A 25,207-nucleotide genomic window follows, 5' to 3' on the forward strand; every position below is an offset into this window, starting at 1 on the left:
GTCATAGGTGATCATTACGGCCATAAGGCGCATGGTACTTGTCGGAGCGATGGTGGCGTTGCTGTTCCCCGCCTCTGCCAGGTGCCATGTTGAAGAAGAGACAACTCCGCACGCTGCGCATCAGGGCGCGTCGAAGCAAGAAGAGGGGAACGTGGGGCTTGAGGAGCACCTGGGCAAAAAGCTCCCGCTCGACCTGGTGTTCACCGACGAGAACGGGCGGCAGCGGCGCCTCGCCGAGCTCATCAACGGTCCGACCGTCATCCTCCCCGTCTATTATTCCTGCACCAACGTATGCAACTACCTCCAGGAGGGGCTGGCGCGGGTTCTCCCCGACATCAAGCTCACCCCTGGAAAGGACTACCGGGTCCTTTCACTCAGCTTCGACGAGCGCGAGACGCCGCAGCGGGCGGCGCGCTCCAAGCGCATGTACGAGACGGTGATGAAGGGGAAGTTCCCGGAGGGGAATTGGACCTTTCTGACCGGGGACCCCACGAACATCCGGAAGCTGACCGACGCGGCAGGCTTTCATTTCCAGCGCAAGGGAAACGATTTCGTCCATCCGGTGGTCAGCTTCGTGGTGGCTAAGGACGGCATGATCGTGCGCTACCTCTACGGCACGCAGTTCCTCCCCAAGGACCTGACCCTGGCGCTCATGGAGGCGAAACAGGGGAGGATCGGGACCACCATCAGCAAGATGGTGAGCTACTGCTTCAGCTTCGATCCGGAGAGCAAGAGTTACGCGTTCAACCTGCTTAGGGTGAGCGCGACGGTCATCATCGTCTGCGTGGTCGGCTTCCTGATCTTCCTGATCCTCGGCGGCAAGAAGGCGGACAAAAATAAAGGCAAGGAAACCTAAACTGCGAATCTGCAGGGTTTCGGGGGAATAAATGAGTCAAGAAACGGCAACTGCGGAAGGCGGGTTCTGGAGCGATTCCGGCAAGACCGGGATCGGGTCCTGGATCTTCTCCACTGACCACAAGCGCATAGGGCTTATGTACCTTTACTGCGTGCTGAGCTTCTTCATGGTCGGCGTCCTGTTGGGGGTACTGATCAGGCTCGAGTTGATCGCGCCGGGGCCGACCATCGTCACCGCCCAGACCTACAACGCACTTTTCACGGTACACGGCGTGGTGATGATCTTCCTCTTCATCATCCCGGGGATACCGGCGTCGTTCGGGAACCTCGTCCTGCCGATCCAGTTGGGCGCGCGCGACGTGGCCTTCCCGAGGGTGAACCTCTTTTCGTGGTGGCTCTACGTCATCGGCGCGGTGATCGTCCTGGTCTCGCTTTTCACCGGCGGCGGCGCCCCCGACACGGGATGGACCTTCTACGTCCCCTTTTCGGCCCGGACCACGACGAACGTCTCCCTCGCCGTTTTCGGCGTCTTCATCCTAGGCTTCTCCTCGATCCTCACCGGGATCAACTTCGTGACCACCATTCACAGGATGAGGGCCCCGGGGATGAACTGGACGCGCATCCCGCTATTCACCTGGAGTCTCTACGCGACCGCCTGGGTGCAGATCCTCGCCACCCCCATCATCGCCATCACGCTCCTATTGGTGGTGACCGAGAGGATCCTGGGACTCGGCCTTTTCGATCCCAGCCGCGGCGGCGATCCCATCATGTTCCAGCACATGTTCTGGATCTACTCGCACCCGGCGGTCTACATCATGATCCTTCCCGGCATGGGGGTGATCTCCGACATCATCCCGGTCTTCTCGCGGAAGCCGATCTTCGGGTACAAGATGATCGCCTTTTCGAGTCTCGCCATCGCGGCGGCCGGTTCCGCGGTCTGGGGGCACCACATGTACACCTCGGGGATGAGCGACTTGGGTGTCATGGTCTTCTCCTTCCTCACCTTCCTGGTGGCGATCCCGTCGGCCATCAAGGTCTTCAACTGGGTGTCGACCATGTACAAGGGGTCGATATCGCTGGAGGCGCCCATGCTCTTCGCGCTCTCCTTCATCCTGCTCTTCTCCATCGGCGGGCTCTCCGGCCTGATCCTCGGCGCGGCTTCCACCGATATCCATGTCCACGACACCCACTTCGTGGTCGGGCACTTCCATTACGTCATGTTCGGCGGCACCGGCTTCGCCTTCTTCGCCGCCGCGCATTACTGGCTTCCCAAATACTTCGGCAGGCGGTACGAGGAGAAGCCCGCCATCATCGGCTGGGTGCTCATGTTCATCGGCTTCAACGTCCTGTACTTCACCATGCAGGTGCTCGGGATGGAAGGGATGCCGAGGCGCTACTACGATTACCTCCCCGAGTTCGCCCGCCTGAACCTCGTTGCCACGGTGGGGAGCTGGATCATGGTTGCCGGGATTCTCATCGTGCTCTGGAACCTGTGGCGCGGGCTTTTGAAGGGTGAGCCGTTCACCGGGAACCCGTGGGGGGGCGCAACGCTCGAGTGGAGTATCCCGACCCCGCCGCCGACGGAGAATTTCGAGGAAGATCCCGTGGTGACCCACGGGCCGTACGACTTCAAAGGGGCGGGGGTCCCATGAGCCATCTGGAAAAGGACACTTTCGGAGCCAAACTCGGCATGTGGCTGTTCCTGTTCACGGAGATACTTCTCTTCGGCGGGGTATTCATCCTTTATTCGGTCTACCTGACCAGGTACCCCAGGGAGTTCGGGCTGGGTGGAAAACAGCTCGACCTGGTCTACGGCGCCACCAACACGGTGGTTCTTCTGACCAGCTCGCTTTTCGCGGCGATGTCGGTCACCGCGATCAAGCGCGGCGCGAAAAAGGTGACGCTCGGTCTGCTTGGGGGGACCATCGGCTGCGCCCTCATCTTCCTCTTCATCAAGTACCTCGAGTGGAGCGCCAAGTTCCATCACGGCATCTACCCGAACTCCCCGAAGCTGATTGCGGGGCCTCCGGGGGAATCGGTCTTCTTCGGGCTGTACTACTTAACCACCGGCCTGCACGGTATCCACGTGATCATCGGTTCGGTGCTTATGGCGTGGACCGCGGTGATGGTGCAGAGGGAGGTGCTGCATGCAGGGGATAACGTGACGCTCGAGAACGTGACGCTCTACTGGCACCTGGTCGACCTGGTCTGGATCTTCATCTTCCCGCTCTATTACCTGATCCTTTAACGGCGGGTCGCGGCGTGGGTCGAGATATACCGGAGAAATGAACATGACAAACGAAAGCGCGGAACACATCCTGAGTTACGGGAAACTGGTTACCGTCTGGGTCACCCTGTTGGTGCTGACGGCGGCGACCATCATGGTCACGCGCGTGGAGCTGGGCGTCTGGAAGGTCTGGGCGGCGCTTGCCATCGCGAGCATAAAATCGGGCCTCGTGATCGCCTTCTTCATGCACATGAAATACGAGCCGCGGCTGTTCCGCATCATCCTGTTCGTGGCTCTTTTCACCCTGGCCGGTTTCATCGGGGGAACCTTCTTCGACGTACTCTACCGATAAAGGGGCGAACGTGGAAAATCAACTACTCTCAACGACGCAAGCTGTCGATCCCGTGTTCATGTTCCTCTTCGGCGCCTGCCTGGTGCTGCTCGTCGGGATCACCGCAACCATGATCTTCTTCGTGGTACGTTACCGCCGCTCGAAGAACCCGGAGCCGACCTCGCAGGTATCGGGAAGCCCGCTTCTCGAGGTTGTCTGGACCTTGTTGCCGACTATCCTCGTGATGGGGATGTTCTACTACGGCTGGACCAGCTACCTCTCCTTGAGGACCGTGCCGAAGAACGCCATGCAGGTGAAGGCCGAGGCGCGCATGTGGTCCTGGGACTTCATCTATCAAAACGGCAAGCACAGCCCGAAGCTGGTCGTCCCGGTGGGAAGGGCGGTGCAGGTGAACCTGGAGTCCGAGGACGTGATCCACGGCTTCTACGTCCCGGCCTTCCGCATCAAGCGCGACGTGGTGCCGGGGATGAAGAACCACGTATGGTTCGTCGCGAATTCGCCCGGCTCCTACGACCTCTTCTGTTCGCAGTACTGCGGCACCGGCCATTCCGCCATGATAACGACCGTGGAAGCGGTACCGGCGGACAAGTTCGAGGCGTGGCTGAACGAGAAGGCGGCAGAAGGCGGGGCGGCCAAGGGTAAGGCCCTGCTGGAGAGCCACGGCTGTCTCGGCTGCCACTCACTGGACGGCTCGACGAAGGTGGGGCCGACCTTCAAGGGGCTCTACGGGAGCCAGGTGAAGGTGACGCGCGGCGGTAAGGCGGAGACGGTGAAGGCGGACGAGGCGTACCTGCGCGAGTCGATCCTGAACCCGGGGGCGGCCATAGTTGAAGGCTTCCCCCCGATCATGCCGAAGAGCGACATTCCGGAAGGCGATCTGAAGGTGATGGTCGAGTTCCTGGAAGGAGAGAAGTGACCTTTTCCGCACGAAACACGATAGCCGGGATGAGCCGGTTGTTCAGGCTGCCGTTGGCGCTCATGAACGGGACGGCCGCGCTTGGGGGGTACCTGCTCTGCCGCGAGGCGCGTCCCGGCGTGTCCGGGCTCATGCTCTTTGCCGGCGTGACCCTCATGGCGTGCGCGGCCTCGGCCTTCAATCAGGTCATGGAGCGCGACGTGGACGCCCTCATGCGCCGCACCATGGCGCGCCCGCTTCCGGCGGGAGAGCTCGCACCGCACTGGGGGGCGATGATCGCCGTACTGACCCTTCTGTCGGGTGCCGCCGTCCTTGCCGCCCTTGGCGCAGCACCCCTTCTCCTCGCCCTGGCGACCCTTGCCTGGTACTTGGCCGTCTACACGCCGCTCAAGCGGCGCACCCCCTTCGCACTCTTAGCCGGGGCCTTCTGCGGGGCCCTTCCGCCGCTCATCGGCTGGAGCGCAGCCGGGGGGGCGCTCGGCGATTTCAGGATCGTCCTTTTGTGCGGCATCCTGTACCTCTGGCAGGTCCCCCACTTCTGGATGCTGCAGAAAAGGCACGCCGACGATTACCGGCTGGCCGGGTTTCCGCTGTTCGCGCCGCAGAGTTTCCGCGGTCCCGGGCCGTTTCTCGTGCTCTGGCTTGCCGCCGTCGTCGCGGCGACCCTGATGCTTCCCGCCTTCGGCCTCATCGCCGGCAGCAACGCATCCCTTTGGTGCCTCGCCTTCTGTGTCCCGCTGCTGCTCACGCCGTTTCGGCGTCTCGAGGCGGCAGCTTACGTCGGCATCAACGTTTTCCCGGCGCTGGTCACCCTGGCGCTTTACAGCACGCCCTAGCTTCCCTTGGCGGGGGCTTTCCGAGAAGGAGTTTTCATGGCAGACAAGGAAAAGTGCGAACAGCCTGCGCGTCACAAAGCACACATGTGCAAGCTGAAGAAGGATGGACGGATGGACGAGTATCAGCGGCACGGGGAGCACCCGATCGTCTACTGCAACAAGTGCAAGGTGCAGGCGAACGACCCGCTCGTGGTCTGCAACCCGAGAAGCATCAAGCCCGCGCGCTGACCGACCACACCCCCTGAACGCAAAGGCGCCAAGTCGCAGAGACGCAAAGATTCAACCATCCTTTGCCACTCAACGCCTTGGCGCCGTTAAAACATCAAGTTTTTTGAGCCTTTTCCCTTTTGGTCTTAAGTTTTTATCCCTTTTATCCCCTTCATCCCTGTTAAACGGTTTTCGCCTGTCTTTGTTTATCCCTTGCGTCCGATGACCCCGAGCTCCCGGCCGATTTGGGTGAAAGTCGCGAGGCCGGTTTCCAGGTCCCCCTGGGTATGCGCCGCGCTGATCATCACGCGGATGCGCGCCTTCCCTTGCGGAACGGTCGGAAAACCGATCGGCATAGCGAAGATGCCGGGCTCGGCGGCGAAAAGCCTGCGTGAGAACTCCTGGGCCACGGTCGCCTCGCCGAGCATGACCGGCGTGATGGGGGTGACGCTCGCCCCGATGTCGAAGCCCGCGTTTTGCATCCCCTCCTTGAAGTAGCGCGTGTTGTCCCAGAGCTTTTCAACGAGCGCGCTGCTCTCCTCCAGAAGATCGACGGCGGCAAGGCAGGCGGCGGTGTCCGCCGCGGTCATCGCACTCGAGAAGAGGAAGGGGCGGGCCTTCTGCCTGATCCAGTCGATGACGACCTTCTTCCCCGCGATCACCCCCCCCATGACACCGAACGCCTTGGAGAGTGTGCCGATCTCCAGGTCGAACTTGCCGTTCAGCCCGAAGTGATCCACGATGCCGCGCCCGCCGCGCCCGAGCACCCCCTCGCCGTGCGCATCGTCCACCATGGTGATGATGCCGTGGCGCTCGCAAAGCTCGAAGAGCCGGTCCAGGGGTGCCATGTCGCCGTCCATGGAGAAGACGCCGTCGGTGATGAGGAGCGCGCGCCGGTACTGCCCGATGTTTTCCCGGATCACCCGCTCGCAGTCCTCGAGATCGCAGTGCTCGTAGACCAGGATCTTCGCCGAGGAGAGGCGGCAGCCGTCGATGATGCTCGCGTGGTTCAGCCGGTCCGTGAAGATGACGTCACCCTTGCCGACCATGGGAGGGATGGCGGCCTGGTTGGCGCAGAAGCCGGACTGCACGTAGAGCGCGTCCTCCACCCCCTTGAAAGCTGCCAGACGCGACTCGAGCCTGCGGTGCAGTTCGAGCGTTCCGGCGATGCTCCGTACCGCCGCCGGGCCGACCCCCCACTCTCCCACTGCGTCCTGCGCCGCCTTCTTGAGGCGCGGGTGGTTGGCGAGTCCAAGGTAGTTGTTGGTGCAGAAATTCAGCACCTTCTTGCCGTCCACCACCATCCACGGGCCGCAGGCCGAGCCGATGGTGCGTATGTTGGTCTTTAGCCCCTGCGCTTCCAGGGCGCCCATCTCTTCGTTGATCCAGGCGAATTTGTCGCTCATGTATAGCTCCAGTAAAACCTATAAAGGTGTGAAGCCTCCCCCCGGAGGGGGGAGGTTGGAGGGGGGAAGCGCCTGAGGCTCCCCCTCCCCGACCCTCCCCCTCCGGGGGAGGGAGCTCCCTACTCCTCCACCCAATTGAGGATGACCTTGCCTGCGTTGCCGCTCCCCATCGCCTCGAAGGCGGTCTCGAATTCCGTGTAGGGCATCCGGTGCGTGATCACCGGCGTGATGTCCAGCCCGGTCTTGATCATCGACTCCATCAGGTACCAGGTCTCGTACATCTCGCGGCCGTAGATCCCCTTGATGGTGAGCATGTTGAAGATCACCTGGTTCCAGTCGATGGCGAGGTCGCCGGACGGGATGCCGAGCATGGCGATCTTCCCGCCGTGGCACATGTTGTCGAGCATCTCCTTGAAGGCGGACCCGTTGCCGGACATCTCGAGCCCTACGTCGAACCCCTCCTTCATCCCGAGTTCGCGGCGCACGTCGGCGAGGGTCCTCTCTTTCACGTTCAGCGCGACGGTCGCCCCCATCTTCTTCGCCAGGTCGAGCCGGTAGGGATTCATGTCCGTGGTGACGATGTGGCGCGCCCCGGCGTGGCGGGCGATGGCGGTGGCCATGATGCCGATGGGACCGGCGCCGGTGATGAGGACGTCCTCTCCCAGGACCGGGAAGGCAAGTGTGGTGTGGGTCGCGTTGCCGAAGGGGTCGAAGATGCTCAAGACCTCCATCGGGATGCTCTGGTCGGCGTGCCAGACGTTGGTCACCGGGATGCAGATGTATTCGGCGAAGGCGCCGGTGCGGTTCACCCCGATCCCCTTGGTGTCCTTGCAAAGGTGGCGTCGACCGGCGAGGCAGTTGCGGCACCTGCCGCAGACCAGGTGCCCCTCGCCGGAGACCATGTCACCGATCTTCAGGTCGGCGACGTTGCTGCCGATCGCCGCGACCCTCCCGACGAACTCGTGCCCGATCACCATCGGCACCGGGATGGTCTTTTGCGCCCACGCGTTCCAGTCCCAGATGTGCAGGTCGGTGCCGCAGATCGCCGTCTTGTGCACCTTGATCAGCACGTCGTTGATTCCCACCTCCGGGACCGGGACCTCGTCCATCCACAACCCCGGCTTCGGGTATTTCTTCACGAGCGCGCGCATCGTCTTTTGCATGGTGGGACTCCTTTAATGTGGTGGCCGTTTTCGGCTCATTAATGTTACCAACATCGAAGGCCATGTAAATAGCGCGCGCTGCAAAAGAAGAACGAGGGGGAGCGGGGCTCCGTTCAATCAATACCTGCGTCCGTAATACCCACCGCGGTCATAACGGCCGTCGTAGTCGTAGTACCCTCCGCCATGGTGCCGCCCGTGATAATAGCCGTCGTCCACCGGGACGAGGATGCAACCGGCCAGGAGCGCCGGGAGGACGACCAGTGCCAACAGTATCCTAGTAAGCTTTTTCATCTCAGTTCTCCTCTTTACTGGGACCATTCACCAGTAAAGTCAGGTTAGGAGAAAATTGAGGATGAAATATGGAGCAAATGAGAAAAGATGTGCCTGTTCTGGTTGTGGAGCTGATCTGCTATGATAGGAGGGCCACCAAGCAAAAAGGAGAACGCCATGAGCGAAAACGAAAGCTGCCCCAAACCGAAAGAGCACAAGGCGCACATGTGCCAGTTGAAACACGAGGGAAGGATCGAGGAGATGGACAAACACTCGGCGAAACCGAAGTTCGTCTGCAACAGGTGCAGCGCCAAGGCTGACGGGGAAGATTACCTCTGCAACCCGCGGCCGCTGTAATCCCGTCGTCCCGGCCGCGGCGTCGTCGGTTGCACGGCGGCCGCGGTCTTCCCTCACCGCTCTCCCCTGTTTTTCGTGAGTGCCTCCACACCATTAATGCTTCAAGCCGGCGCCGTAAGCTGCCGATAAATGAGCGTACTATCCCCGGGAAGGGGGACAGGCACCTGCGGAGCCAGTCCCCTTGGGAACGAACACCCAGAGGTCGCGATGCGTAGCAAACTTGCACATCTTATCGGCGTCCGGTGGTGGCTGGGCTGGTGCCTTTTGGCGCTGCTGCTCACCGCGTCGCCGCTTTGCGCCCAGTCCACGGTGCCCCACCTGCTGGTCATCAACTCCTACAACTACGGGTACGACTGGTCCGACGACGAAATGCGCGGGCTGCGGGCGACGCTGCTCAAGAAGCTGCCCCGCATGGAGATGCTGGTCGAGCACCTCGATACCAAGAAGTTCCCTGACAAGCGGCACTTCCCGGAACTCGCCAACCTTTTTTCCATAAAGCATCGCGGCATCAGGTTCGACGTGGTGGTTGCTCTCGACAACGCCGCCCTCGAGTTTGCCCTGCGCTACCGGGAGCGCCTCTTCCCCGACGTCCCCCTGGTGTTCTGCGGCATCAACGACTACGAGCCGGAGATGGTCGCCGGACAGTCGAAAGTCACCGGAGTGGCGGAGTACCACGACATGATCGGGACGGTTGCCCTGGCGCTGCGCCTGCATCCCGGGACAAAAGAGGTGGTCGTAGTAAGCGACTACTCCGATACCGGCCGCGCCATGCGCCACGAACTGGTCTCGTCGTCTGCGAAGTTTCCCAACACCACCTTCCGCTTCCTGGGCGACCTGCCGTTGGAACAGGCGGCCCAGCAGTTGAAGGGGCTTTCCCCCGACGCGCTCGTTTTGATGCTCTCCTACACCATGGACAAGAGCACCGGGCGTTCCTTCACCCAGGCCGAGGCCGCGCGCATAGTAACCGCGGTGAGCCCGGTGCCGGTCTACGCCGTGCATGCCGCGCAGCTGGGATACGGCGTGGTCGGCGGCATGATGATGGAGGGGAGGAGCCAGGGGGAGAAGGCGGCTGAGCTTGCGGTGAGGGTCCTTTCGGGTGAAAACCCGTCGACCATCCCGGTCATCACCGGCTCACTTTCCCGTCCCATGTTCGACGACACCGTGCTGCGCCGCTGGGACATCGACCGGCGCAAGCTCCCTCCGGGGTCGCTTCTCATCAACGAGCCGGTCTCCTTCTACGCGGTCAACAAGACGGCCTTCTGGACCGGTGCGATCTTCGCTCTCTTCGTGGTTTCCGCGCTCGCGGCCCTCTATTTCAACAACGAGCGGAGAAGGCGGCTCGAGCGCGAGCTGCAGTTCACCGAGGAGCGGTTCCGGCTCCTGTTCAACAGCGCAGGCGACGCCATCTACATCCACGACTTCGATTTTCGTATCCTGGAGGTGAACCAGTCGGCCTGCGACCGGATGGGTTACAGCCACGACGAGTTCATGGAACTCACCCTGAACGAGATCAACGCACCGCATCAGGGCGAGAAGCTCCCGGAGCGCCTGGCCGCGCTAAAGCAGGAAGGACGCGCCCTGTACGAGTCGGAGCACCGGACCAAGGACGGCGCGGCGGTCCCCATCGAGGTGAGCAGCCGGCTCATCGATTACCTGGGACGCCCCGCGATCTTAAGCGTCGTGCGCGACATCTCCAAGCGAAAACTCGTGGAGCGCCGCGAGAGCACCAGGCTCAAGATCCTGGAGCTGATGGCGACCGGGGCGAGTCTGGAAGAACTTCTGGTCTGCATCGTCGGCTTCGTGGAACAGGAGAGCCCGGGCGCCCTCTGCTCGGTGCTTCTCGCCAACGAAGAGGGGACGCAGCTCATGCACGGCGCGGCACCGAGTCTCCCGGCCGAGTACAACCGGGCGGTGAACGGGATCAGGATCAGGGAGGGGATGGGATCGTGCGGGACCGCGGCATTTCTGAAGCGGCGGGTGATCGTCGATGACCTGGAGACCCATCCCTATTGGAAGGGATTCCAGCCTGCGTTTGACGCGGGGCTCAAGGCCTGCTGGTCGGAGCCGGTGCTGTCGGTGGACGGGGAGCTCCTCGGCACCTTCGCTGTCTACTACCGGAGCTGCCGCAGCCCCGGCGATGCCGAGCTTGCGCTCATCGAGTCGGCGGCGCACATGGCGAGCATCGCCATCGGCCGGGTGCGCAGCGATGAGAGCCGCTTCCGGCTCGAAGAACAGATGAGGCAGATGCAGAAAATCGAGGCGATCGGGCAGTTGGCGGGGGGGCTCGCCCACGACTTCAACAACCTGCTCACCCCGATCTTCGTCTACGCCGACATCGCCAGGAAGAGCATGGCGGCCGACGATCCCAACTGCAAGAAGCTGGAAGGGATCCTCTCCTCGGCGCACAAGGCGGCCGACCTGACGAAGAAGCTTTTATCGTTCGGGCGCAAGCAGCGGCTCAACATGGAGGTCATCGAACTGAACGAGGTGATCCGGGCGCTGCTCGATCTGATGCAGCGCACCATCAGGGCGAACATCGAGATCAGAACCAACCTGACCGACTTCGGCGCCTGGATCTTCGCGGACCGGGGGCAGGTGGAGCAGGTCCTGATCAACTTTGCCGTGAACGCCCAGGACGCCATAAAAGGGAACGGGACCATCGTGATCGAGACCGGGAACGTGCTCCTGGACGACGAGTTCGTGAGGGTGAACCCGGGGACCAAGCCGGGTCCCCACGTTCTCCTTTCCTTCACCGACAACGGCTGCGGGATGAGGGAGGAAGTGCTGCAGCACATCTTCGAACCTTTCTACACCACGAAGCCGGTGGGCGAGGGGACGGGGCTCGGGCTCGCCACGGTCTACGGCATCGTAAAGCAGCACAACGGTTGCATCAAAGTGAAGAGCAGGGCGGGGCAGGGCTCCTCGTTCCTGGTCTACTTCCCCGCCTGCGCCGCCGAGGCGGCTGCTGGGGTGCCGGCCGTGGAGGCTGCCCGGAAGGTCGAAAGTAAGGACAACCGCGCCACCATCCTCGTCGTCGACGACAACGAGGCGATCCGCGAGATGGCCGTGGAGCTCCTGCAAGCGTCGGGGTACCGGGTTTTGGTTGCCGAGACGCCTTCTAGGGCGCAACAGATAGCCGGCCAGCCGGGAACTGCCATCGACCTGCTGGTAACCGACGTGGTCATGCCGGAGATGAGCGGTCCCGAGCTTTACGAGCGTCTTACGGCGGGCATCCCTGACCTGCCGGTACTGTACATCTCCGGCTACACCTTCGACGTCGAGGTGCACAACCCGCAACAGCACGATCGCGTCAGTTTCATCCCGAAGCCCTTCACCTCGGAGCAGTTCCTTGCCGGCATCGAGAATGCCGTCACGGATGCCGCCCGCCGCTAATCCCGTCGCATCGCGGACACCTCCAGAGCGATTACGTGTCGAAGCTGTAACAGAAAAGGCGTCACCGCGGACCGGTGACGCCTTTTACAATTTAAAAGCCGCCGTTGACATGCACCTTATAAGTTGTATATCATCCGGATGACCGGAAAACAGCTTAAAAAGCTGCTGCTTGAATCGGGATGGCAACTGGACCGCATTTCGGGCAGCCACCACATCATGATAAAGGAAGACCGACGCTCGATCCCCGTTCCGGTCCACGGCAACGCGGATTTGCCCAAGGGACTGGTGCACGCGATTCTGAGGCAGGCGGGGATAAAGGGGTAGACGATGCTTTCATACGCGGCCCGCATAAAGAAGGATACCGACGGCTATCTGGTGACGTTCCCAGACTTCGAGAACGTGATCACGTACGGCCTGACGACAGAAGAAGCATTGCTGAACGCCGAAGAGGCGCTTAACGGTTGCCTTGAATCCGACTTCGAACGCAATTTCAAGATCCCCGAGCCGTCACGCATCGTCGGCAAGAACGTGTATCAGGTTCCCGTGGCGCCGCACATCGCCGTTGCCATCATGCTGAGGACACTGCGGGCGGGCCGCTCCCAGATGGAGATCGCCAGGCAGTTGAACATCGCCTACCAGGTGTACCAGCGTCTGGAAAATCCCCGCAAGGCGAACCCCACCATAAAGACGCTGGAGAAAATCGCGAAGGTCTTCGGCAGGCGCGTGGAGCTCGGTTTCGTCTGATCGCGCCTTGCCGGTTCACTCTCCTCTTTTTTCAGAAGCTGTTCGTGCCTGACTCCGCCAACGTTCGGCATCCCGCCTCGATCTTACCCCGACCTGTCGGCCACTCTTTGCGCCCCTTCACCTGCCTGTGTCATGCCTGAGGGGAAAGTTCTGGTACTATTCTAACGGTAACTTTCTTCTCAAAGAAATACGGCTATGACCATAAACTGCGAGGGCTGAGATGGATCTGAAGAAAACACACTCGGTTGTACTGAACGACGGGGACCCGGAACAAAAGCGGGCGGAGATCCTTGAGTATTTCCACGCGACCTTTTCCATTGACGAACTCCTCTATGACACGCTCAACGACGACGGCGCCTTCTATCTGAGGCCGGACCGGCTGCGTCACCCGCTCATTTTCTATTTCGGACACACCGCGACCTTCTTCATCAACAAACTCGTCATCGCGCGCGTCATCGAGAAGCGCATCAACCCGCGCTTCGAGGCGCTCTTCGCCGTCGGCGTCGACGAGATGTCCTGGGACGACCTGAACGAGGCGCACTACGACTGGCCGACCCGCGACGAGGTGAAGGCGTACCGCGACCAGGTGCGCGAACTCGTGGCGGGGCTCATCGCCACCTTGCCGCTCACCCTCCCCGTCACCTGGGAAAGCCCCTTCTGGGCCATCATGATGGGAATCGAGCACGAACGCATCCACCTGGAGACCTCCTCGGTGCTTATCCGCCAGCTCCCCTTCGACCGGGTGCGCCGGCTCGACTTCTGGGATATCTGCCGCGACGCCGGCGAGGCGCCGGTGAACGAGCTTATCCCGGTGCCGGGCGGAAAGGTGGTGCTGGGGAAAGAGGAGGGGCACCCGCTCTACGGCTGGGACAACGAGTACGGGCGCCACGAGGCGGAGGTCGGCGGCTTCGCCGCCTCGAAATACCTGGTCTCCAACCGGGAGTTCCTCGCCTTCGTCGAGGGGGGAGGGTACGGCGAGGAGCGCTGGTGGACCGAGGAGGGGTGGCGCTGGCGCACCTTCCGTAACGCCGGGCATCCGCTTTTCTGGGTGAAGCGCGGGGAGGGGTGGGGACTGCGCACCATGGCAGAGGAGATCGACCTCCCCTGGAACTGGCCCGTCGAGGTGAACTACCTGGAGGCGAAGGCGTTTTGCAACTGGCTCGCGGCAAAGACCGGCAAGGCGATCCGCCTGCCGAGCGAGGACGAGTGGTATCGCATGTACGATCTGGCGGGGATCGAAGACCCGCAGGGGTGGGGCGAGGCGCCGGGCAACATCAGTCTCGCATACTGGGCCTCTTCCTGCCCGGTGGACCGCTTCCGTTTCGACGCGTTCTACGATATCATCGGCAACGTCTGGCAGTGGACCGAGACCCCCATCTACGCCTTCCACGGCTTCAGGATCCATCCCTGGTACGACGATTTCTCGACGCCGACTTTCGACACGCGCCACAACCTGATCAAGGGAGGTTCCTGGATCTCCACCGGCAACGAGGCGACCCGCGAGTCGCGCTACGCCTTCCGGCGCCACTTCTTCCAGCATGCGGGCTTCCGCTACGTGGAGAGCGCGCACGCAATCGAGCTGCACGAAGCCCCCTACGAGACGGACACGCTGGCGGCCCAGTACTGCGACGCCCACTACGGGGCGGAGCACTTCGGGGTGCCCAACTTCCCTAAAGCCTGCGCCGAGATCTGCCTGGAGTTTGCCTCGGGGCGCACGACGGGCCACGCCCTTGATCTCGGCTGCGCCGTGGGGCGCGCGAGTTTCGAGCTCGCGCGCGGCTTCGGCCACGTGACAGGGATCGACTTCTCCAGCCGTTTCTTCAGGCTCGCGGCCCGGATGCAGGAGGAGGGGTACCTGCGTTACGCGCTGCCGGAGGAGGGGGACATCGTCTCCTACCATGAGCTTGGCCTGGAGGAACTGGGGCTTGCCGGGGTGCGGGACCGGGTGATCTTCTTCCAGGGGGATGCCTGCAACCTCCCCGATAAGTTCACCGGCTACGACCTCGTGCTGGCGGCCAACGTTTTGGACCGTCTCTACTCGCCGCGCCGCTTCCTCGCGGGAATCCGCAGCAGGCTTAACCCGGGCGGCCTCCTGGTCCTCGCCTCCCCTTACACTTGGCTCGAGGAGTACACGAAGAAGGAGGAGTGGCTCGGGGGGTACCGCGAGGCCGGTGAGCCGGTTTGGACCCTGGACGGGCTCAAGGCCGAGCTCGAGCCGCATTTCCGGATGCTGGGCGAGCCGCGCGACGTCCCCTTCGTGATACGGGAGACACGCAGGAAGTTCCAGCACAGCATCGCACAACTAACCGTATGGGAGCTTAAATGACGGGTAACTTCGATTTCGACGAGATCATCGACCGGCGCGGCACCGCGAGCGAGAAGTGGGACAAGTACGAGGGGCGGGACATCATCCCGCTCTGGGTGGCGGACGTGGATTTCCGCTCGCCTCCGCCGGTCATCGAGGCGCTGCACGAGCGGGTGAGCCACGGCGTCTTCGGCTATACCGCTCCCCCGGCGGGGCTCGCGGCTGCGGTGATCGACTCGCTTGAGGCGGAGTACAACTGGCAGGTCCAAAAGGAGTGGATCACCTGGCTGCCGGGTCTCGTCACCGGCCTTAACGTCTCCTGCCGCGCCGTGGGGGAGCCGGGTGACGACGTGGTCACCTTCACCCCGGTCTATCCCCCCTTCATGTCGGCCCCGCCCCTCTCGGGAAGAAACGTGATCAAAGTGCCGCTTGTCTGCGAGGACGGGCGCTGGGGCCTCGACCTGGCCGCCCTCGAGGCGGCGGTCACCCCGAGGACGCGCCAGCTCCTTCTGTGCAGCCCGCACAACCCGGTGGGACGGGTCTGGAGCCGTGACGAGCTGGCGGCGCTGGATGCCTTCGCCGCGCGCCACGGTATGGTGATCTGCAGCGACGAGATCCACGCCGGGCTGGTCCTCGAGCCCGGGGTCGCCCACATCCCCATCGCCACCCTTTCCCCGGAGACGAGCCGGCGCACCATCACGCTCATGGCGCCGAGCAAGACCTACAACGTCCCGGGGCTTGGCTGCTCCTTCGCCGTGATCTCGGACGACACCCTCCGTCGCGCCTTCAGGAAGGCGATGGGGCGCATCGTCCCGCACGTGAACCTCCTGGGTTACACCGCGGCCGAGGCGGCCTACCGGCACGGCGAGCCGTGGCGCCGGGAACTGGTCGATTACCTGCGCGAGAACCGCGATCTCGTGGAACGGGAGATGACCGCACTGGGCCTACCGGTGGCGCGAGTGGAGGCCACCTACCTTTCCTGGATCGACGTGAGGTCCACCGGCATCGAGGATCCCGTGGTCTTCTTCGAGGATGCTGGCGTCGGGCTCTCCGGGGGGAGCGACTTCGGGCTTCCCGGATACGTGAGGCTGAACTTCGGTTGCCGTCGGGAACTCTTGCGGGAGGCGCTCAGGCGCATGAGGGTGGCCCTTCAGGGGGTGCCCGGGAGGTGACGTATGCTGAAACGGTTGCTGCCGCTTTTGTTTTTGCTGCTGTTCGCGGGAGTGTCGCAGGCGGCGCCCAAGCCTGACGACCACGAGGCGCTTTCCGGGCTTACGAGCGCGCGGGTCATCTTCGATGTCCGGGTTCCGGACCTGGAGAGGCTCGTTTTCAACCTGGAGCTCCTTGCCGAGACGCTGGAAGGGATGACGGCCCAGGGGGTGCGTCCGGAGATGGTGGTTTCCTTCCGCGGACCGGGTGTGAAACTGCTGATGTCCTCCGTGATCGACAAGGAGGCGCTGGAGCTGATCAGGGGGCTGAAGAAAAAGGGGGTGCGTTTCGAGGTCTGCGCGGTGGCTGTGCGGGTCTTCAAGGCCGACCCATCGCAGTTGATCCCGGAGGTGAAGCTGGTGGGGAACGGGCTCACTTCGCTGATCGGCTACCAGAACAAGGGGTACGCGGTGATCACCCTCAATTGATGCGGGTTCGGTCCCCCAGGTCCCCTCTCCCCCCGGGAGAGGGTGCCCGGAGGGCGGGTGAGGGCGTTGCCTCGAAGTGAGTAATAGCAGCTGCCGACGCCTTCACCCTGGCCCTCTCCCGAAGGGAGAGGGGAGGTGGTTGCATCGTTCCCACGGAGGACCGTAGGAACGATCTCTAAAGGCGCCGCCGAATTCCCGCATGAACCTATCCGAGTTACCCGAAGATCCTGTTTTCCTGTTCCTGCACCCGGATGAAGGTCGTCCGCTTGGTAAGCTCCTTGAGCGCCCCAGCACCGACGTAGGTGCAGGCGGAACGCACCCCGCCCAGTATGTCGCGCACCGTCTCGTCGATCGGTCCCCGGTAGGGGACTTCCACCGTCTTCCCCTCGGATGCCCGGTAATGGGCGACGCCGCCGGAATGCTTGTCCATCGCAGTCGCCGAACTCATGCCGTAGAAAAGCTTGAACTGCCGCCCTCCGCGCTCCACCACCTGGCCGCCGCTCTCGTCGTGGCCTGCGAACATCCCGCCGAGCATCACGAAATCGGCCCCTCCCCCGAACGCCTTGGCGACGTCGCCGGGGCAGGTGCAGCCGCCGTCCGAGATGATCCTCCCCCCCAGACCGTGCGCCGCGTCGGCGCACTCGATCACCGCGGAGAGCTGCGGATATCCGACGCCCGCCTTGACCCGCGTGGTGCAGACCGAGCCGGGGCCGATGCCGACCTTCACGATGTCGGCCCCCGAGAGGAGGAACTCCTCGACCATCTCGCCGGTGACCACGTTGCCCGCCACGATGGTCTTGTCCTGGAAGGCGTCGCGCACCCGCTGCACGAACTCAACGAAGCTCTCGGCATAGCCGTTGGCGACGTCGATGCAGATGAACTGCAGCTTCGGATGGTTTGCGATGATGGTGGAGAACTTGTCGAAATCGGCATCCGAGGTGCCGGTGCTCACCATGATGCGGTTGTAGATGTCGTCGCCGTGGTTGTGGTTCTCGAGCCAGGCGTCCCACTGGGCGATGGTGTAGTGCTTGTGCAGCGCGGTCAGCATCCCGTGTTCCGCCAGCCGGTCCGCCACCTCGAAGGTGCCGGTGGTGTCCATGTTGGCGGCGATGACCGGGACCCCGGTCCAGTCGTATTTGCTGTGCAGGAACCTGAAGTGCCGCTGCAGATCGACCTGCGACCTGCTTTTCAGGTTCGAGCGCTTCGGTCTGATCAGCACGTCGCTGAATCCAAGTTTTACGTCGCTCTCGAGAAACATCTGGACGCCTCCGGTACTGTGTTAGATTCACCCCGTCCTGTGTCGGAGCAGTTAAGAGAGTACAGTAAAAAGGGTCGAGCACAAGGAACGTGTGATTTCGCCGGGTTGGTTGAGTTTGGCGGGGGCGTGTGATAGAGTGCCGCCGGGGGGACTACGCATGCTCGATCACCGTCAGCGCCGTCAGCGCTGGATCATCTTTGGCATTCTTGCACTGATCTACATCCTCGTTTACTTCTACCGCGTCTCGCTCGCGGTGGTTGCCAAGGACGTCGCGCGTGACCTCAGGCTGACACCCGCCGAGCTAGGTTCCCTCTCAAGCATCCTCTTCTATGTCTATGCCGCGGCCCAGATTCCGCTGGGACCTATGATCGACCGGCTGGGGAGCCGCGTTGTGATCAGCGGCTGCGGCGTGCTGACCGCCGTCGGCGGGATCCTCTTCTCGCAGGCGTCCGGCATGGGACAGGCGCTCGTCGCGCGCATACTCATCGGGCTCGGGACCGCGTCGGTGCTCATGGCGACTTTCAGCCTCTTCAGCCACTGGTTCACCAAGCAGGAGTTCGGCAAGGCGTCGGGCCTCATGGTCGCGGTGGGGAACATGGGGAACCTGGCTGGAACGGCGCCGCTTGCCCTGGCGGTTTCCTGGATCGGCTGGCGCAACTCGTTTCTGACCGTCGGCGTGATGCAGGCGGTAGCGACGCTGCTCGTTTTCCTGGTGGTAAAGGACCGCCCGACGACTGTTGGAGAGGGGGCGGCGAGCGAGCCTGCGCCCGCCGCGATGGGGATGCTGGAGGCGTGGAAGCGGATCACGAGCAACTGGGACTTCTGGCTCCTGGCCGGGCTCGCCTTCGCCTGGTACGGCTGCTATCTCGCGGTGCAGGGGCTTTGGGGCGGTCCCTACCTGATGGAGGTGTTGAAGCTTACACGGGAAGAGACGGGGCGGATGCTCATGTGCACCTCGATCGGCTTCATCTGCGGCAGCCTCGTCATCGACAGCATCGCCCGGAAGCTGGTCCGTTCCTACAAGAAGACCTTTCTCGGCGGACAGATCATCCTGCTCATCCTGATGACGGCCTTCCAGGGGCCGCTCGACCATCTCTCCATGCCGCTTCTGGCCGTATTCTTCCTCTGCCTCGGGCTTGCCGTTTCGAGCGGCGTCATGATCTACCCCATCAACCGTTCCATGTTCCCGGTCTCCATCGTCGGCACCGCCCTCACCTCGATCAACCTGTTCGTGCTGCTAGGTGCGGCGTCCGTGCAGCAGATCATGGGGGGGATCATCGATGCGGTCGGGAAGACGACGCCGGAAGCGACGGCGCAGGCCTTCCACTCGGCATTCCTTTTCCCGGTCGGCGTTCAGGCGCTGGCCGCGGCCATGTTCTTCTTCGCAAGGGATTACTGGGAAAAATAAATAAAAGGCAGGGGGAGGGTTAACCGGCGAGGGCTTCCATGGCGGCCCGGAAGGCGTTCAGGTTCTTGGCGCGGGTGAGCTGCTTCAGCTCGCGTTCGAGTTCCGGGTCCTCCACCTGGGAGACGACCCCCTTGATCTTCCCGAGCACCTGCATGTCGCCGCAGAAGAGCGCGCAATAGCGGGGCAGGAGGTCGCTCAGGAAGCGGTGCAGCATGGCGCGCCGCTCCGCGTGGTCCGGCTCGGCTGCGGCACGACCGCGCAGCCTCTCGAAGAGCATCGGCTCACCGACGCCGCCGCGTCCTAGCATGAGCCCGGCGGCACCGGTCTCCTGTAGAAGCCTAAGGCCGAAAGCGGTGCTCCTGATGTCGCCGTTGGCGATGACCGGGATGGAAGTCTCCCTGATCACCTCGGCGGTGATGGCGTGGTCGGCCAGCCCCTCGTACGCCTGGCGCACCGTGCGCGGATGCAGCACGAGGAAGTCGACGCGCGCCCTTTCGAAGAGCGGAAGAAGCGAGAAGATCTGCCGGGGATCTTCGTAGCCCGCGCGGATCTTCACCGAGAAGGAGCCGTGGATGGTCTCCCGCAGCGCCGGGATGATCTCCTCTAGAAGCTCCGGGCGCTTCAGCATCCCCCCACCGGTCAGCCCGCTGGTCATGCGGCCGTACGGGCATCCCATGTTCAGGTTGATGTGCACCGCCCCCGCGTTCTGCGCCGTCCTGGCTGCGGCGACCAGCGCGTCGCGCCCGTGCCCGATCAGCTGCACCACGAGCGGCACGCCGTTTTCCTCAGGGGCTATCTCGCGCAGGTCCCCCGGCATGAGGAGCTTTTTCTCGGACTGGGAGTTCACCCGCATGAATTCCGTCCACACCACGTCCGGGCGCACCCAGGTGGTGAACGCCTCGCGCAGGGCGCGGTTGGTGAGCCCCTGCATCGGCGCGAGCATGAGCGGCTTTTCCCCGGCGTTCCAGGGGAGCACGTGCTTCGTTTGCGGTTGGGAGGTTGGAATGCTTGCTTCTGACGTCGGCATGTTCATCGAGGGGGTATCTTACGAGGGACCGGAAGGGGGACTTCCCGATCGCTTGCGCGACGGTTGATCCCCCTCCCGGTCTTCCTTCTTCTGGTATCTAAGCTATTTCGAGCAGTTCGATTTCGTAGGTGATGTCCTCGCCGGCCAGCGGGTGGTTCGCGTCGACCACGATGGCGCTCTCGTTCACCTCGACCACGACCACCTCTACCGGTTCGTCGTCCTCACCGGTGAGCTCCAGCTCCATGCCTACTTCCGGGACGATGTCGCCGGTCAGCTGCTCGCGGCTGATGGCGAAGACCTCGTCCTCGTCGTACTCGCCGAAAGCGTCGGCAGCCGGGATCACGATGGTTTTCTTCTCGCCGGGAGCCATGCCTACCAGGGCCTCCTCGATCTGCGGGAAGAAGTCCTCGTTGCCGATGGTGATGGAGAGCGGACCGGTCTCGTGGCAGCCGCAGCCGTCGTCGTCGCAACCGCAGTCATCATCGCAGCCGCAGTCGTCGTCTTCGCAGCAGCCGGCTTCCTTGATGGTGGTGTCGAAGACGGAACCGTCTTCCAGGCTTGCGGTGTAATTGATGAGAACTTTGTCGCCTTTTTTTGCAAATGCCATTTAATTTGTTCCTTCTGTGGGGTTGATATCTAGCCCGTGGCTGTTCAGGGGGATGTTACGTGGGACGCCCCCCGCTCGTCCAGTAAAATCTCTCGCGGCCTCCTTTTTTCTCGAATGTCCCGCACTCGGCGTCACTCGCATGAAGGCATACGCGGGGCTTTACAGGGTGATGGGCAATGTGAAATCATTGAATAAAGGGGGGAAGGAGGACCGGCCATGACGGAACCGAGGAAGAAAGTGACGGTTGAAGAGCGCAACTCCAGGTTCAGAGCCCTGGGCGTCGACGATAACCTGCTCGGGCACTGGCATACCCTGTTTGAAAGAGAGAACCCCTCCGGCCATGAGAGCTTCGAAGAGTGGCTGGGGCTGCCCAAGGAACGGACCGCTCAGGTCCCTTCGAAATCCGCGGAATCCAAGAAATAAACCCATCTGCGCGTATCTCCCGGGAGAGCCAAGCCTGCTCCCGGGAGGAAATCGCCGTCCTATGTGTCTCTACTCAATCTCCAACTGTCTGGTTGTATCACTTGCTGAGCTTCTTCACTGCGAAGCTGTAGCACTGCAGGTAGGTGAGTATGGTGAGCAGGAAGCTGTAAATGATGATGCTCAGGATGAAGGGATCCGCAGGCGCGGCCAGCGAGAAGATGAAGTAGAAGCCCAGGGTGGAGATCTTGGTGATGTCGGCCCAGCGTTTCTTTTTGGCGAACTCCTTGGCCTCCCGGTCGCTCAGTTCCCTGTCGATCAGCGAGAAATCGCGCTCGGCCTCCTTGGCCGCAAAGCGGTAGATCGGGTAGAAAAGCAGGAGCTCGATCACGAACGCGGCTACCACGCCGTTCATGAACCGATACCCTCTCCCCACGGCAAGCAGATGGTGCTGGAACTTCACCGCGGTGTACACCAGCAGCGCGATAAGCCCGAACTGCGCCACGGCGAATATCTTTACGGTCTTGTTGATCTTCTTCTGGTCCAGGATAGCCGGCATTTCGTCTCCTTTGGTAGGTGTTGCCTGCTGCAGCCTCAGCTTGCAATAACATAACAAATAAAATCCTGTTTTACAAGTTTCCAGTCTGACGGGCACGCGACCATCTTTTTGCATTGAACCGCCACGTGGAATCTAGTAAGTTGTAGCGACTTCGCGCCGCGGGGGCGTCTGCGGACAGGCGTATCCTGTTCTATTGGCGACTTTGTGGAGCCCGTGCTCCCCGTCGAGATGGCGCAATAGGAGGAGCTTTAATGGATGTGACGCTGAACGGAATCGAACTGCGGGTGCTGGGTTCCCTTATCGAGAAAGAGCTCACCACCCCGGAATACTACCCCCTCTCCCTGAACGCACTGGTGAACGCCTGCAACCAGAAGTCGAACCGCGACCCGGTGCTGAACCTCGACGAGGCCGAGGTGACCGGCGCCCTCGACTCGCTCCGTTTCAAGCAGTTCGCCCTCCTCTCGGGCACCGGCGGGCGCGTCGCGAAGTACCGTCACACCCTGGTGGAGAAGTTCCGCTTCTCCCCGGCGGAGCTCTCCGTGCTGTGCGAGCTGATGCTGCGCGGGCCGCAGACCGTCGGGGAGCTGAGGACCCGTGGCGAGCGGATGCATCCCTTCGCGGACCTGGCCGAGGTGGAAAGCGTGCTGCAGGATCTCATGGACCGGACCCCTTCCCTGGTGGTTCGCCTGCCGCGCCAGCCCGGCCGCAAGGAGTCGCGCTACTGTCAGCTCTTCGCCGGAGAGCCCGATCTCAGCGAAGCGGCGGCGCCGGAAGCCCCGCGTAGCGGCGGGGGCGACGACAGGATCGCCAAACTGGAACAGGAGGTGGCCGATCTGCGCGAGGAAGTGGCGGCCCTGCGCCTGGCCATGGATGAATTCAGGAAATCTTTCGAATAGGAGTGCTGTCATGACTGTTTCCAAGGAAGAGCTCGCCACGAAGGTGGACATCACCGACTGGCTGTCGCTCAGGGCCCACCTGGAGCGGGGCGGCGTCATCATCGTGGACCCGCTGCTGGAGCTTGCCGAGGTGGGAGGCACGTTGGCTGCCGATGATGTGAAGACGGTCGAGCGCTGGCTTTCCTCCGCGCTGCTCACCAAGCCGTCTCTCGAGCAGATCCGCATGTGGGACGCGGAGCAGGGGAAGACCTTCAACTGCCTGATCATTTCTCCCTATGTTTTGATCCAGGAACCGGCCCCGGCAAAGGGGTAGAAGGAGGCGGCATGGAAAACGAGCAAGGAGCCGGAGTCACCTGTTCGCACTGCAGCGCGGTCTGGCACAAAAAAGGCACCACCAACTGCTGGAGCGGCGACCCGGCGGTAGCCCCGCCGCGCCCGGGGAACTGCCCCGCCGGGACGCACGGCGAGGTGATCGCCGAGGCGCTCGAGCTGATGAAAGGGGAAGGGGAGGACGCGAAGATGGCCTTCGTTGCCGCGCGCGTCGAGGGGCTTTGCTACCAGCCCATCCCCGGGAGCGACGCGGTGAACGCACGCTGGACCCGCGTCGAGGACACCATCGCCTTCGCGAAGCTCATGGGGTATCAGAAGATCGGCATCGCCACCTGCATCGGGCTTCTGGAGGAGTGCGAACGCCTGGTCGCCATCCTGAAGGCGCAGGGGGTCACGCCGTACAGCGTCTGCTGCAAGGCGGGGAGCATCGACAAGAATGATCTGGGGCTCGCCGAGAGCGACAAGGTGCGTCCGGGTACCTTCGAGCCGGCGTGCAACCCGATCGCCCAGGCCGAGATTTGCAACGGGCTTGGGACCGACATGAACATCATCGTAGGGCTCTGCGTCGGGCACGACATGCTCTTCAACAAGTATTCGAAGGCCCCGGTGACCACCCTGGTCGTCAAAGACCGCGTCACCGGCCACAACCCCGCCGCCGTCCTCTACGGCCAGAATTTCTACTATAAGAGACTGCAGAAGGGGCCGATGGTGGTGGAGTAGGCGGCCCGAAAGGACCAAGCAGCAAAGCCCGTTCATCCTGACGATGGACGGGCTTTTTAATTTTTGACGCGCCACGCGTGGGGGCATCGGGCGTTGTGCCGGTTTTTTGACAGGGAAGGGCTGTGGGCCGTTTCAGACATGATCCGGCGTGTCGTTCCCGCTCCGAAGAAGCCGATTGCGTTAAAGAAAACACATCGTTCACCCCGGCGAATTCCCCTCCCTTTGGTGGTGTGCGTGATCGTCGTGCACGCCTCAAGAGACTGAAATTTTACATGTTTTACCGTTTGCACCCCGCGCCACGTGACCCGTGACCTCTCTTCCGTCGGAAAGTTTTCCCATCTGACGGCATGCATGGTGAAAGGAGCCTCCCCCATATCGGCCGCACCAAAAAACCCGGCAAGAAAGCCGGGAACCAAACCAGAAGGGGGAAACACCATGTCAACCAGCGAAATCTCTTTAACGGCGGGAATGAGGACCAACCTACTCAACCTGCAATCGACCAGCAAGCTCCTGAACAGAACGCAGGAGAGGCTTTCCTCGGGCAAGCAGGTGAATAGCGCACTCGACAACCCGACCAACTACTTTGCGGCGCAGAACGCCAGTCAGCGCGCCAGCGACTTGGCCGACCGCAAGGACGGCATGGCGGAGGCGGTGCAGACCGTTTCTGCCGCCAACGCCGGCATCACCGCCATCACCGGCCTGATCAACGCAGCAAAAGGTATCGCGCAATCCGCACTTTCCACCAGCGACACCACGACCAGGTCCACGTTGGGAGCCCAGTATTCAACAATCCAGTCCCAGATCGACAACATCTCCTCGGACTCCGGGTACCGCGGCCTCAACCTGCTGAGCTCAACCAACACCCTGACCGTCAACTTCAACGAGAACGCAAGCTCCAGCCTCAACGTAGTCGGCTTCCTCGCCAACTCCACCGGTCTGAGCCTCGGTGGCGTCACCAGCAACTGGCAGACCAACGCCAACATCACTACCGACCAGGCGAAGATGGACACCGCGATCTCAACCCTCAGGACCAACACCCAGACCCTGGCTGCGAACCTGAACGTCATCACCATCCGTCAGAATTTCACGGACTCGATGATCAACACGCTGCAGACCGGCGCCGACAACCTGACACTGGCCGATATGAACCAGGAAGGTGCCAACATGCTGATGTTGCAGACCCGTCAGAGCCTGGGTACCACCTCGCTTTCCATGTCTTCACAGGCGGCGCAGTCGGTCCTCAAACTCTTCTAAACCTCAACCCGTTCCGGAGGGGGCTTCCCCTCCGGAACGACCTTTCATCCCCCGCCAGCC

At 62.5% G+C, this 25,207-nt stretch carries 27 protein-coding genes; 20 read left to right on the forward strand and 7 right to left on the reverse strand.

Translation table 11 applies throughout. The features are described from left to right. The first annotated feature begins 7 nt into the window (after window positions 1-7). The 7 genes from D6Z24_RS03300 to D6Z24_RS03330 are packed head-to-tail and all read left to right on the forward strand — an operon-like array spanning window position 8 to window position 5,414. On the forward strand, window positions 8-856 hold the full coding sequence (locus D6Z24_RS03300; RefSeq protein WP_246014551.1) for an SCO family protein: 849 nt from the start codon (window positions 8-10) through the stop codon (window positions 854-856). Window positions 857-887: 31 nt separating this feature from the next. Further along, window positions 888-2,507, forward strand: a complete 1,620-nt coding sequence (gene ctaD, locus D6Z24_RS03305; protein WP_129125107.1) for a cytochrome c oxidase subunit I — start codon at window positions 888-890, stop codon at window positions 2,505-2,507. Further along, window positions 2,504-3,103, forward strand: coding sequence for a cytochrome c oxidase subunit 3 family protein (locus tag D6Z24_RS03310; RefSeq protein WP_129125108.1), 600 nt, complete (start codon window positions 2,504-2,506; stop codon window positions 3,101-3,103). The genes ctaD and D6Z24_RS03310 overlap by 4 nt, the downstream gene beginning before the upstream one ends. Window positions 3,104-3,146: 43 nt before the next feature. Further along, the gene (locus D6Z24_RS03315; protein ID WP_129125109.1) at window positions 3,147-3,434 is read left to right on the forward strand and encodes a cytochrome C oxidase subunit IV family protein; all 288 of its coding nucleotides are present in this window, start codon (window positions 3,147-3,149) and stop codon (window positions 3,432-3,434) included. Window positions 3,435-3,444: 10 nt separating this feature from the next. Next, window positions 3,445-4,350, forward strand: a complete 906-nt coding sequence (gene coxB / locus D6Z24_RS03320; RefSeq protein WP_129125110.1) for a cytochrome c oxidase subunit II — start codon at window positions 3,445-3,447, stop codon at window positions 4,348-4,350. Window positions 4,351-4,379: 29 nt separating this feature from the next. Then, window positions 4,380-5,186 (forward strand): UbiA family prenyltransferase, encoded by an 807-nt coding sequence (locus tag D6Z24_RS03325; protein WP_129125420.1) that lies wholly within the window; start codon window positions 4,380-4,382, stop codon window positions 5,184-5,186. A gap of 36 nt (window positions 5,187-5,222) precedes the next feature. After that, window positions 5,223-5,414: a hypothetical protein gene (locus tag D6Z24_RS03330; RefSeq protein WP_129125111.1), complete on the forward strand. Its 192-nt coding sequence runs from the start codon at window positions 5,223-5,225 to the stop codon at window positions 5,412-5,414. 185 nt (window positions 5,415-5,599) lie between these two features. On the opposite strand, the gene D6Z24_RS03335 is transcribed toward D6Z24_RS03330, so the two are convergent. The 3 genes from D6Z24_RS03335 to D6Z24_RS21590 all read right to left on the reverse strand — a co-directional run bounded on the left by D6Z24_RS03335 (window position 5,600) and on the right by D6Z24_RS21590 (window position 8,253). Further along, window positions 5,600-6,799: a glycine C-acetyltransferase gene (locus D6Z24_RS03335; protein WP_129125112.1), complete on the reverse strand. Its 1,200-nt coding sequence runs from the start codon at window positions 6,797-6,799 to the stop codon at window positions 5,600-5,602. A 119-nt stretch (window positions 6,800-6,918) separates the two neighbouring features. After that, entirely contained in the window at window positions 6,919-7,962 is a 1,044-nt protein-coding gene (gene tdh, locus D6Z24_RS03340) for an L-threonine 3-dehydrogenase (protein ID WP_129125113.1), read from the reverse strand. Between the two features lie 117 nt (window positions 7,963-8,079). After that, entirely contained in the window at window positions 8,080-8,253 is a 174-nt protein-coding gene (locus D6Z24_RS21590) for a hypothetical protein (protein WP_198419499.1), read from the reverse strand. Window positions 8,254-8,409: 156 nt separating this feature from the next. Between D6Z24_RS21590 and D6Z24_RS03345 the strand changes: the two genes are divergently transcribed. The 7 genes from D6Z24_RS03345 to D6Z24_RS03375 all read left to right on the forward strand — a co-directional run bounded on the left by D6Z24_RS03345 (window position 8,410) and on the right by D6Z24_RS03375 (window position 16,668). Next, a complete protein-coding gene (locus tag D6Z24_RS03345; RefSeq protein WP_129125114.1) occupies window positions 8,410-8,589 on the forward strand; it encodes a hypothetical protein in 180 nt (59 codons plus the stop codon). A 207-nt stretch (window positions 8,590-8,796) separates the two neighbouring features. After that, window positions 8,797-11,982 carry a PAS domain S-box protein gene (locus D6Z24_RS03350; protein ID WP_162605063.1) on the forward strand — a complete coding sequence of 1,062 codons (3,186 nt, stop codon included), beginning with the start codon at window positions 8,797-8,799 and terminating at the stop codon, window positions 11,980-11,982. A gap of 138 nt (window positions 11,983-12,120) precedes the next feature. Then, window positions 12,121-12,306 (forward strand): type II toxin-antitoxin system HicA family toxin, encoded by a 186-nt coding sequence (locus D6Z24_RS03355; RefSeq protein ID WP_129125116.1) that lies wholly within the window; start codon window positions 12,121-12,123, stop codon window positions 12,304-12,306. Between the two features lie 3 nt (window positions 12,307-12,309). Then, complete coding sequence (locus D6Z24_RS03360) at window positions 12,310-12,726, forward strand: type II toxin-antitoxin system HicB family antitoxin (protein WP_129125117.1); 417 nt, start codon at window positions 12,310-12,312, stop codon at window positions 12,724-12,726. Window positions 12,727-12,946: 220 nt separating this feature from the next. Continuing rightward, window positions 12,947-15,052, forward strand: a complete 2,106-nt coding sequence (gene ovoA, locus D6Z24_RS03365; RefSeq protein ID WP_129125118.1) for a 5-histidylcysteine sulfoxide synthase — start codon at window positions 12,947-12,949, stop codon at window positions 15,050-15,052. Continuing rightward, window positions 15,049-16,203 carry a MalY/PatB family protein gene (locus D6Z24_RS03370; RefSeq protein WP_129125119.1) on the forward strand — a complete coding sequence of 385 codons (1,155 nt, stop codon included), beginning with the start codon at window positions 15,049-15,051 and terminating at the stop codon, window positions 16,201-16,203. Before ovoA ends, D6Z24_RS03370 begins: the two co-directional genes overlap by 4 nt. A 3-nt stretch (window positions 16,204-16,206) precedes the next feature. Continuing rightward, entirely contained in the window at window positions 16,207-16,668 is a 462-nt protein-coding gene (locus tag D6Z24_RS03375) for a DsrE family protein (RefSeq protein ID WP_129125120.1), read from the forward strand. Window positions 16,669-16,882: 214 nt separating this feature from the next. Here D6Z24_RS03375 and D6Z24_RS03380 read toward each other — a convergent pair whose 3' ends face one another. Continuing rightward, window positions 16,883-17,926: a GMP reductase gene (locus D6Z24_RS03380; RefSeq protein ID WP_129125121.1), complete on the reverse strand. Its 1,044-nt coding sequence runs from the start codon at window positions 17,924-17,926 to the stop codon at window positions 16,883-16,885. Between the two features lie 157 nt (window positions 17,927-18,083). On the opposite strand from D6Z24_RS03380, the gene D6Z24_RS03385 reads away from it, so the two are divergent. Further along, window positions 18,084-19,334: an MFS transporter gene (locus D6Z24_RS03385; protein WP_129125122.1), complete on the forward strand. Its 1,251-nt coding sequence runs from the start codon at window positions 18,084-18,086 to the stop codon at window positions 19,332-19,334. Window positions 19,335-19,353: 19 nt separating this feature from the next. On the opposite strand, the gene D6Z24_RS03390 is transcribed toward D6Z24_RS03385, so the two are convergent. Next, window positions 19,354-20,310 carry a tRNA-dihydrouridine synthase family protein gene (locus D6Z24_RS03390; protein WP_281275008.1) on the reverse strand — a complete coding sequence of 319 codons (957 nt, stop codon included), beginning with the start codon at window positions 20,308-20,310 and terminating at the stop codon, window positions 19,354-19,356. Window positions 20,311-20,458: 148 nt separating this feature from the next. After that, a complete protein-coding gene (locus D6Z24_RS03395; protein ID WP_129125124.1) occupies window positions 20,459-20,968 on the reverse strand; it encodes an FKBP-type peptidyl-prolyl cis-trans isomerase in 510 nt (169 codons plus the stop codon). Window positions 20,969-21,184: 216 nt separating this feature from the next. Here D6Z24_RS03395 and D6Z24_RS03400 point away from each other — a divergent pair, with 216 nt between their 5' ends. Continuing rightward, window positions 21,185-21,391 carry a MerR family transcriptional regulator gene (locus D6Z24_RS03400; protein WP_129125125.1) on the forward strand — a complete coding sequence of 69 codons (207 nt, stop codon included), beginning with the start codon at window positions 21,185-21,187 and terminating at the stop codon, window positions 21,389-21,391. Between the two features lie 97 nt (window positions 21,392-21,488). On the opposite strand, the gene D6Z24_RS03405 is transcribed toward D6Z24_RS03400, so the two are convergent. After that, window positions 21,489-21,947 (reverse strand): hypothetical protein, encoded by a 459-nt coding sequence (locus tag D6Z24_RS03405; protein WP_129125126.1) that lies wholly within the window; start codon window positions 21,945-21,947, stop codon window positions 21,489-21,491. A 251-nt stretch (window positions 21,948-22,198) separates the two neighbouring features. On the opposite strand from D6Z24_RS03405, the gene D6Z24_RS03410 reads away from it, so the two are divergent. The 4 genes from D6Z24_RS03410 (at window position 22,199) to D6Z24_RS03425 (ending at window position 25,147) form a co-directional block, all read left to right on the forward strand. Next, on the forward strand, window positions 22,199-22,843 hold the full coding sequence (locus D6Z24_RS03410) for a YceH family protein (protein ID WP_129125127.1): 645 nt from the start codon (window positions 22,199-22,201) through the stop codon (window positions 22,841-22,843). Between the two features lie 10 nt (window positions 22,844-22,853). After that, window positions 22,854-23,156 (forward strand): DUF2288 domain-containing protein, encoded by a 303-nt coding sequence (locus tag D6Z24_RS03415; RefSeq protein WP_129125128.1) that lies wholly within the window; start codon window positions 22,854-22,856, stop codon window positions 23,154-23,156. Window positions 23,157-23,167: 11 nt separating this feature from the next. After that, window positions 23,168-23,893 carry a DUF1847 domain-containing protein gene (locus tag D6Z24_RS03420; RefSeq protein WP_129125129.1) on the forward strand — a complete coding sequence of 242 codons (726 nt, stop codon included), beginning with the start codon at window positions 23,168-23,170 and terminating at the stop codon, window positions 23,891-23,893. Between the two features lie 435 nt (window positions 23,894-24,328). Further along, on the forward strand, window positions 24,329-25,147 hold the full coding sequence (locus D6Z24_RS03425) for a flagellin N-terminal helical domain-containing protein (protein ID WP_129125130.1): 819 nt from the start codon (window positions 24,329-24,331) through the stop codon (window positions 25,145-25,147). The last annotated feature ends 60 nt before the right edge of the window (window positions 25,148-25,207 follow it).

The organism is Geomonas oryzae (assembly GCF_004117875.1).
GTDB lineage: Bacteria > Desulfobacterota > Desulfuromonadia > Geobacterales > Geobacteraceae > Geomonas > Geomonas oryzae.

Excerpts from the sequence above, each read along its gene's own strand:
- D6Z24_RS03350 (WP_162605063.1), top strand. The coding sequence starts at position 8,797 with ATGCGTAGCAAACTTGCACATCTTATCGGCGTCCGGTGGTGGCTGGGC.
- D6Z24_RS03380 (WP_129125121.1), bottom strand. The coding sequence starts at position 17,926 with ATGTTTCTCGAGAGCGACGTAAAACTTGGATTCAGCGACGTGCTGATC.
- D6Z24_RS03330 (WP_129125111.1), top strand. The coding sequence starts at position 5,223 with ATGGCAGACAAGGAAAAGTGCGAACAGCCTGCGCGTCACAAAGCACAC.
- D6Z24_RS03395 (WP_129125124.1), bottom strand. The coding sequence starts at position 20,968 with ATGGCATTTGCAAAAAAAGGCGACAAAGTTCTCATCAATTACACCGCA.
- D6Z24_RS03310 (WP_129125108.1), top strand. The coding sequence starts at position 2,504 with ATGAGCCATCTGGAAAAGGACACTTTCGGAGCCAAACTCGGCATGTGG.
- D6Z24_RS03325 (WP_129125420.1), top strand. The coding sequence starts at position 4,380 with ATGAGCCGGTTGTTCAGGCTGCCGTTGGCGCTCATGAACGGGACGGCC.
- D6Z24_RS03355 (WP_129125116.1), top strand. The coding sequence starts at position 12,121 with ATGACCGGAAAACAGCTTAAAAAGCTGCTGCTTGAATCGGGATGGCAA.
- D6Z24_RS03375 (WP_129125120.1), top strand. The coding sequence starts at position 16,207 with ATGCTGAAACGGTTGCTGCCGCTTTTGTTTTTGCTGCTGTTCGCGGGA.
- D6Z24_RS03400 (WP_129125125.1), top strand. The coding sequence starts at position 21,185 with ATGACGGAACCGAGGAAGAAAGTGACGGTTGAAGAGCGCAACTCCAGG.
- D6Z24_RS21590 (WP_198419499.1), bottom strand. The coding sequence starts at position 8,253 with ATGAAAAAGCTTACTAGGATACTGTTGGCACTGGTCGTCCTCCCGGCG.
- D6Z24_RS03425 (WP_129125130.1), top strand. The coding sequence starts at position 24,329 with ATGTCAACCAGCGAAATCTCTTTAACGGCGGGAATGAGGACCAACCTA.
- tdh (WP_129125113.1), bottom strand. The coding sequence starts at position 7,962 with ATGCAAAAGACGATGCGCGCGCTCGTGAAGAAATACCCGAAGCCGGGG.
- ctaD (WP_129125107.1), top strand. The coding sequence starts at position 888 with ATGAGTCAAGAAACGGCAACTGCGGAAGGCGGGTTCTGGAGCGATTCC.
- D6Z24_RS03370 (WP_129125119.1), top strand. The coding sequence starts at position 15,049 with ATGACGGGTAACTTCGATTTCGACGAGATCATCGACCGGCGCGGCACC.
- D6Z24_RS03385 (WP_129125122.1), top strand. The coding sequence starts at position 18,084 with ATGCTCGATCACCGTCAGCGCCGTCAGCGCTGGATCATCTTTGGCATT.
- D6Z24_RS03415 (WP_129125128.1), top strand. The coding sequence starts at position 22,854 with ATGACTGTTTCCAAGGAAGAGCTCGCCACGAAGGTGGACATCACCGAC.
- D6Z24_RS03420 (WP_129125129.1), top strand. The coding sequence starts at position 23,168 with ATGGAAAACGAGCAAGGAGCCGGAGTCACCTGTTCGCACTGCAGCGCG.
- D6Z24_RS03335 (WP_129125112.1), bottom strand. The coding sequence starts at position 6,799 with ATGAGCGACAAATTCGCCTGGATCAACGAAGAGATGGGCGCCCTGGAA.
- D6Z24_RS03410 (WP_129125127.1), top strand. The coding sequence starts at position 22,199 with ATGGATGTGACGCTGAACGGAATCGAACTGCGGGTGCTGGGTTCCCTT.
- D6Z24_RS03345 (WP_129125114.1), top strand. The coding sequence starts at position 8,410 with ATGAGCGAAAACGAAAGCTGCCCCAAACCGAAAGAGCACAAGGCGCAC.
- D6Z24_RS03360 (WP_129125117.1), top strand. The coding sequence starts at position 12,310 with ATGCTTTCATACGCGGCCCGCATAAAGAAGGATACCGACGGCTATCTG.
- ovoA (WP_129125118.1), top strand. The coding sequence starts at position 12,947 with ATGGATCTGAAGAAAACACACTCGGTTGTACTGAACGACGGGGACCCG.
- D6Z24_RS03315 (WP_129125109.1), top strand. The coding sequence starts at position 3,147 with ATGACAAACGAAAGCGCGGAACACATCCTGAGTTACGGGAAACTGGTT.
- D6Z24_RS03405 (WP_129125126.1), bottom strand. The coding sequence starts at position 21,947 with ATGCCGGCTATCCTGGACCAGAAGAAGATCAACAAGACCGTAAAGATA.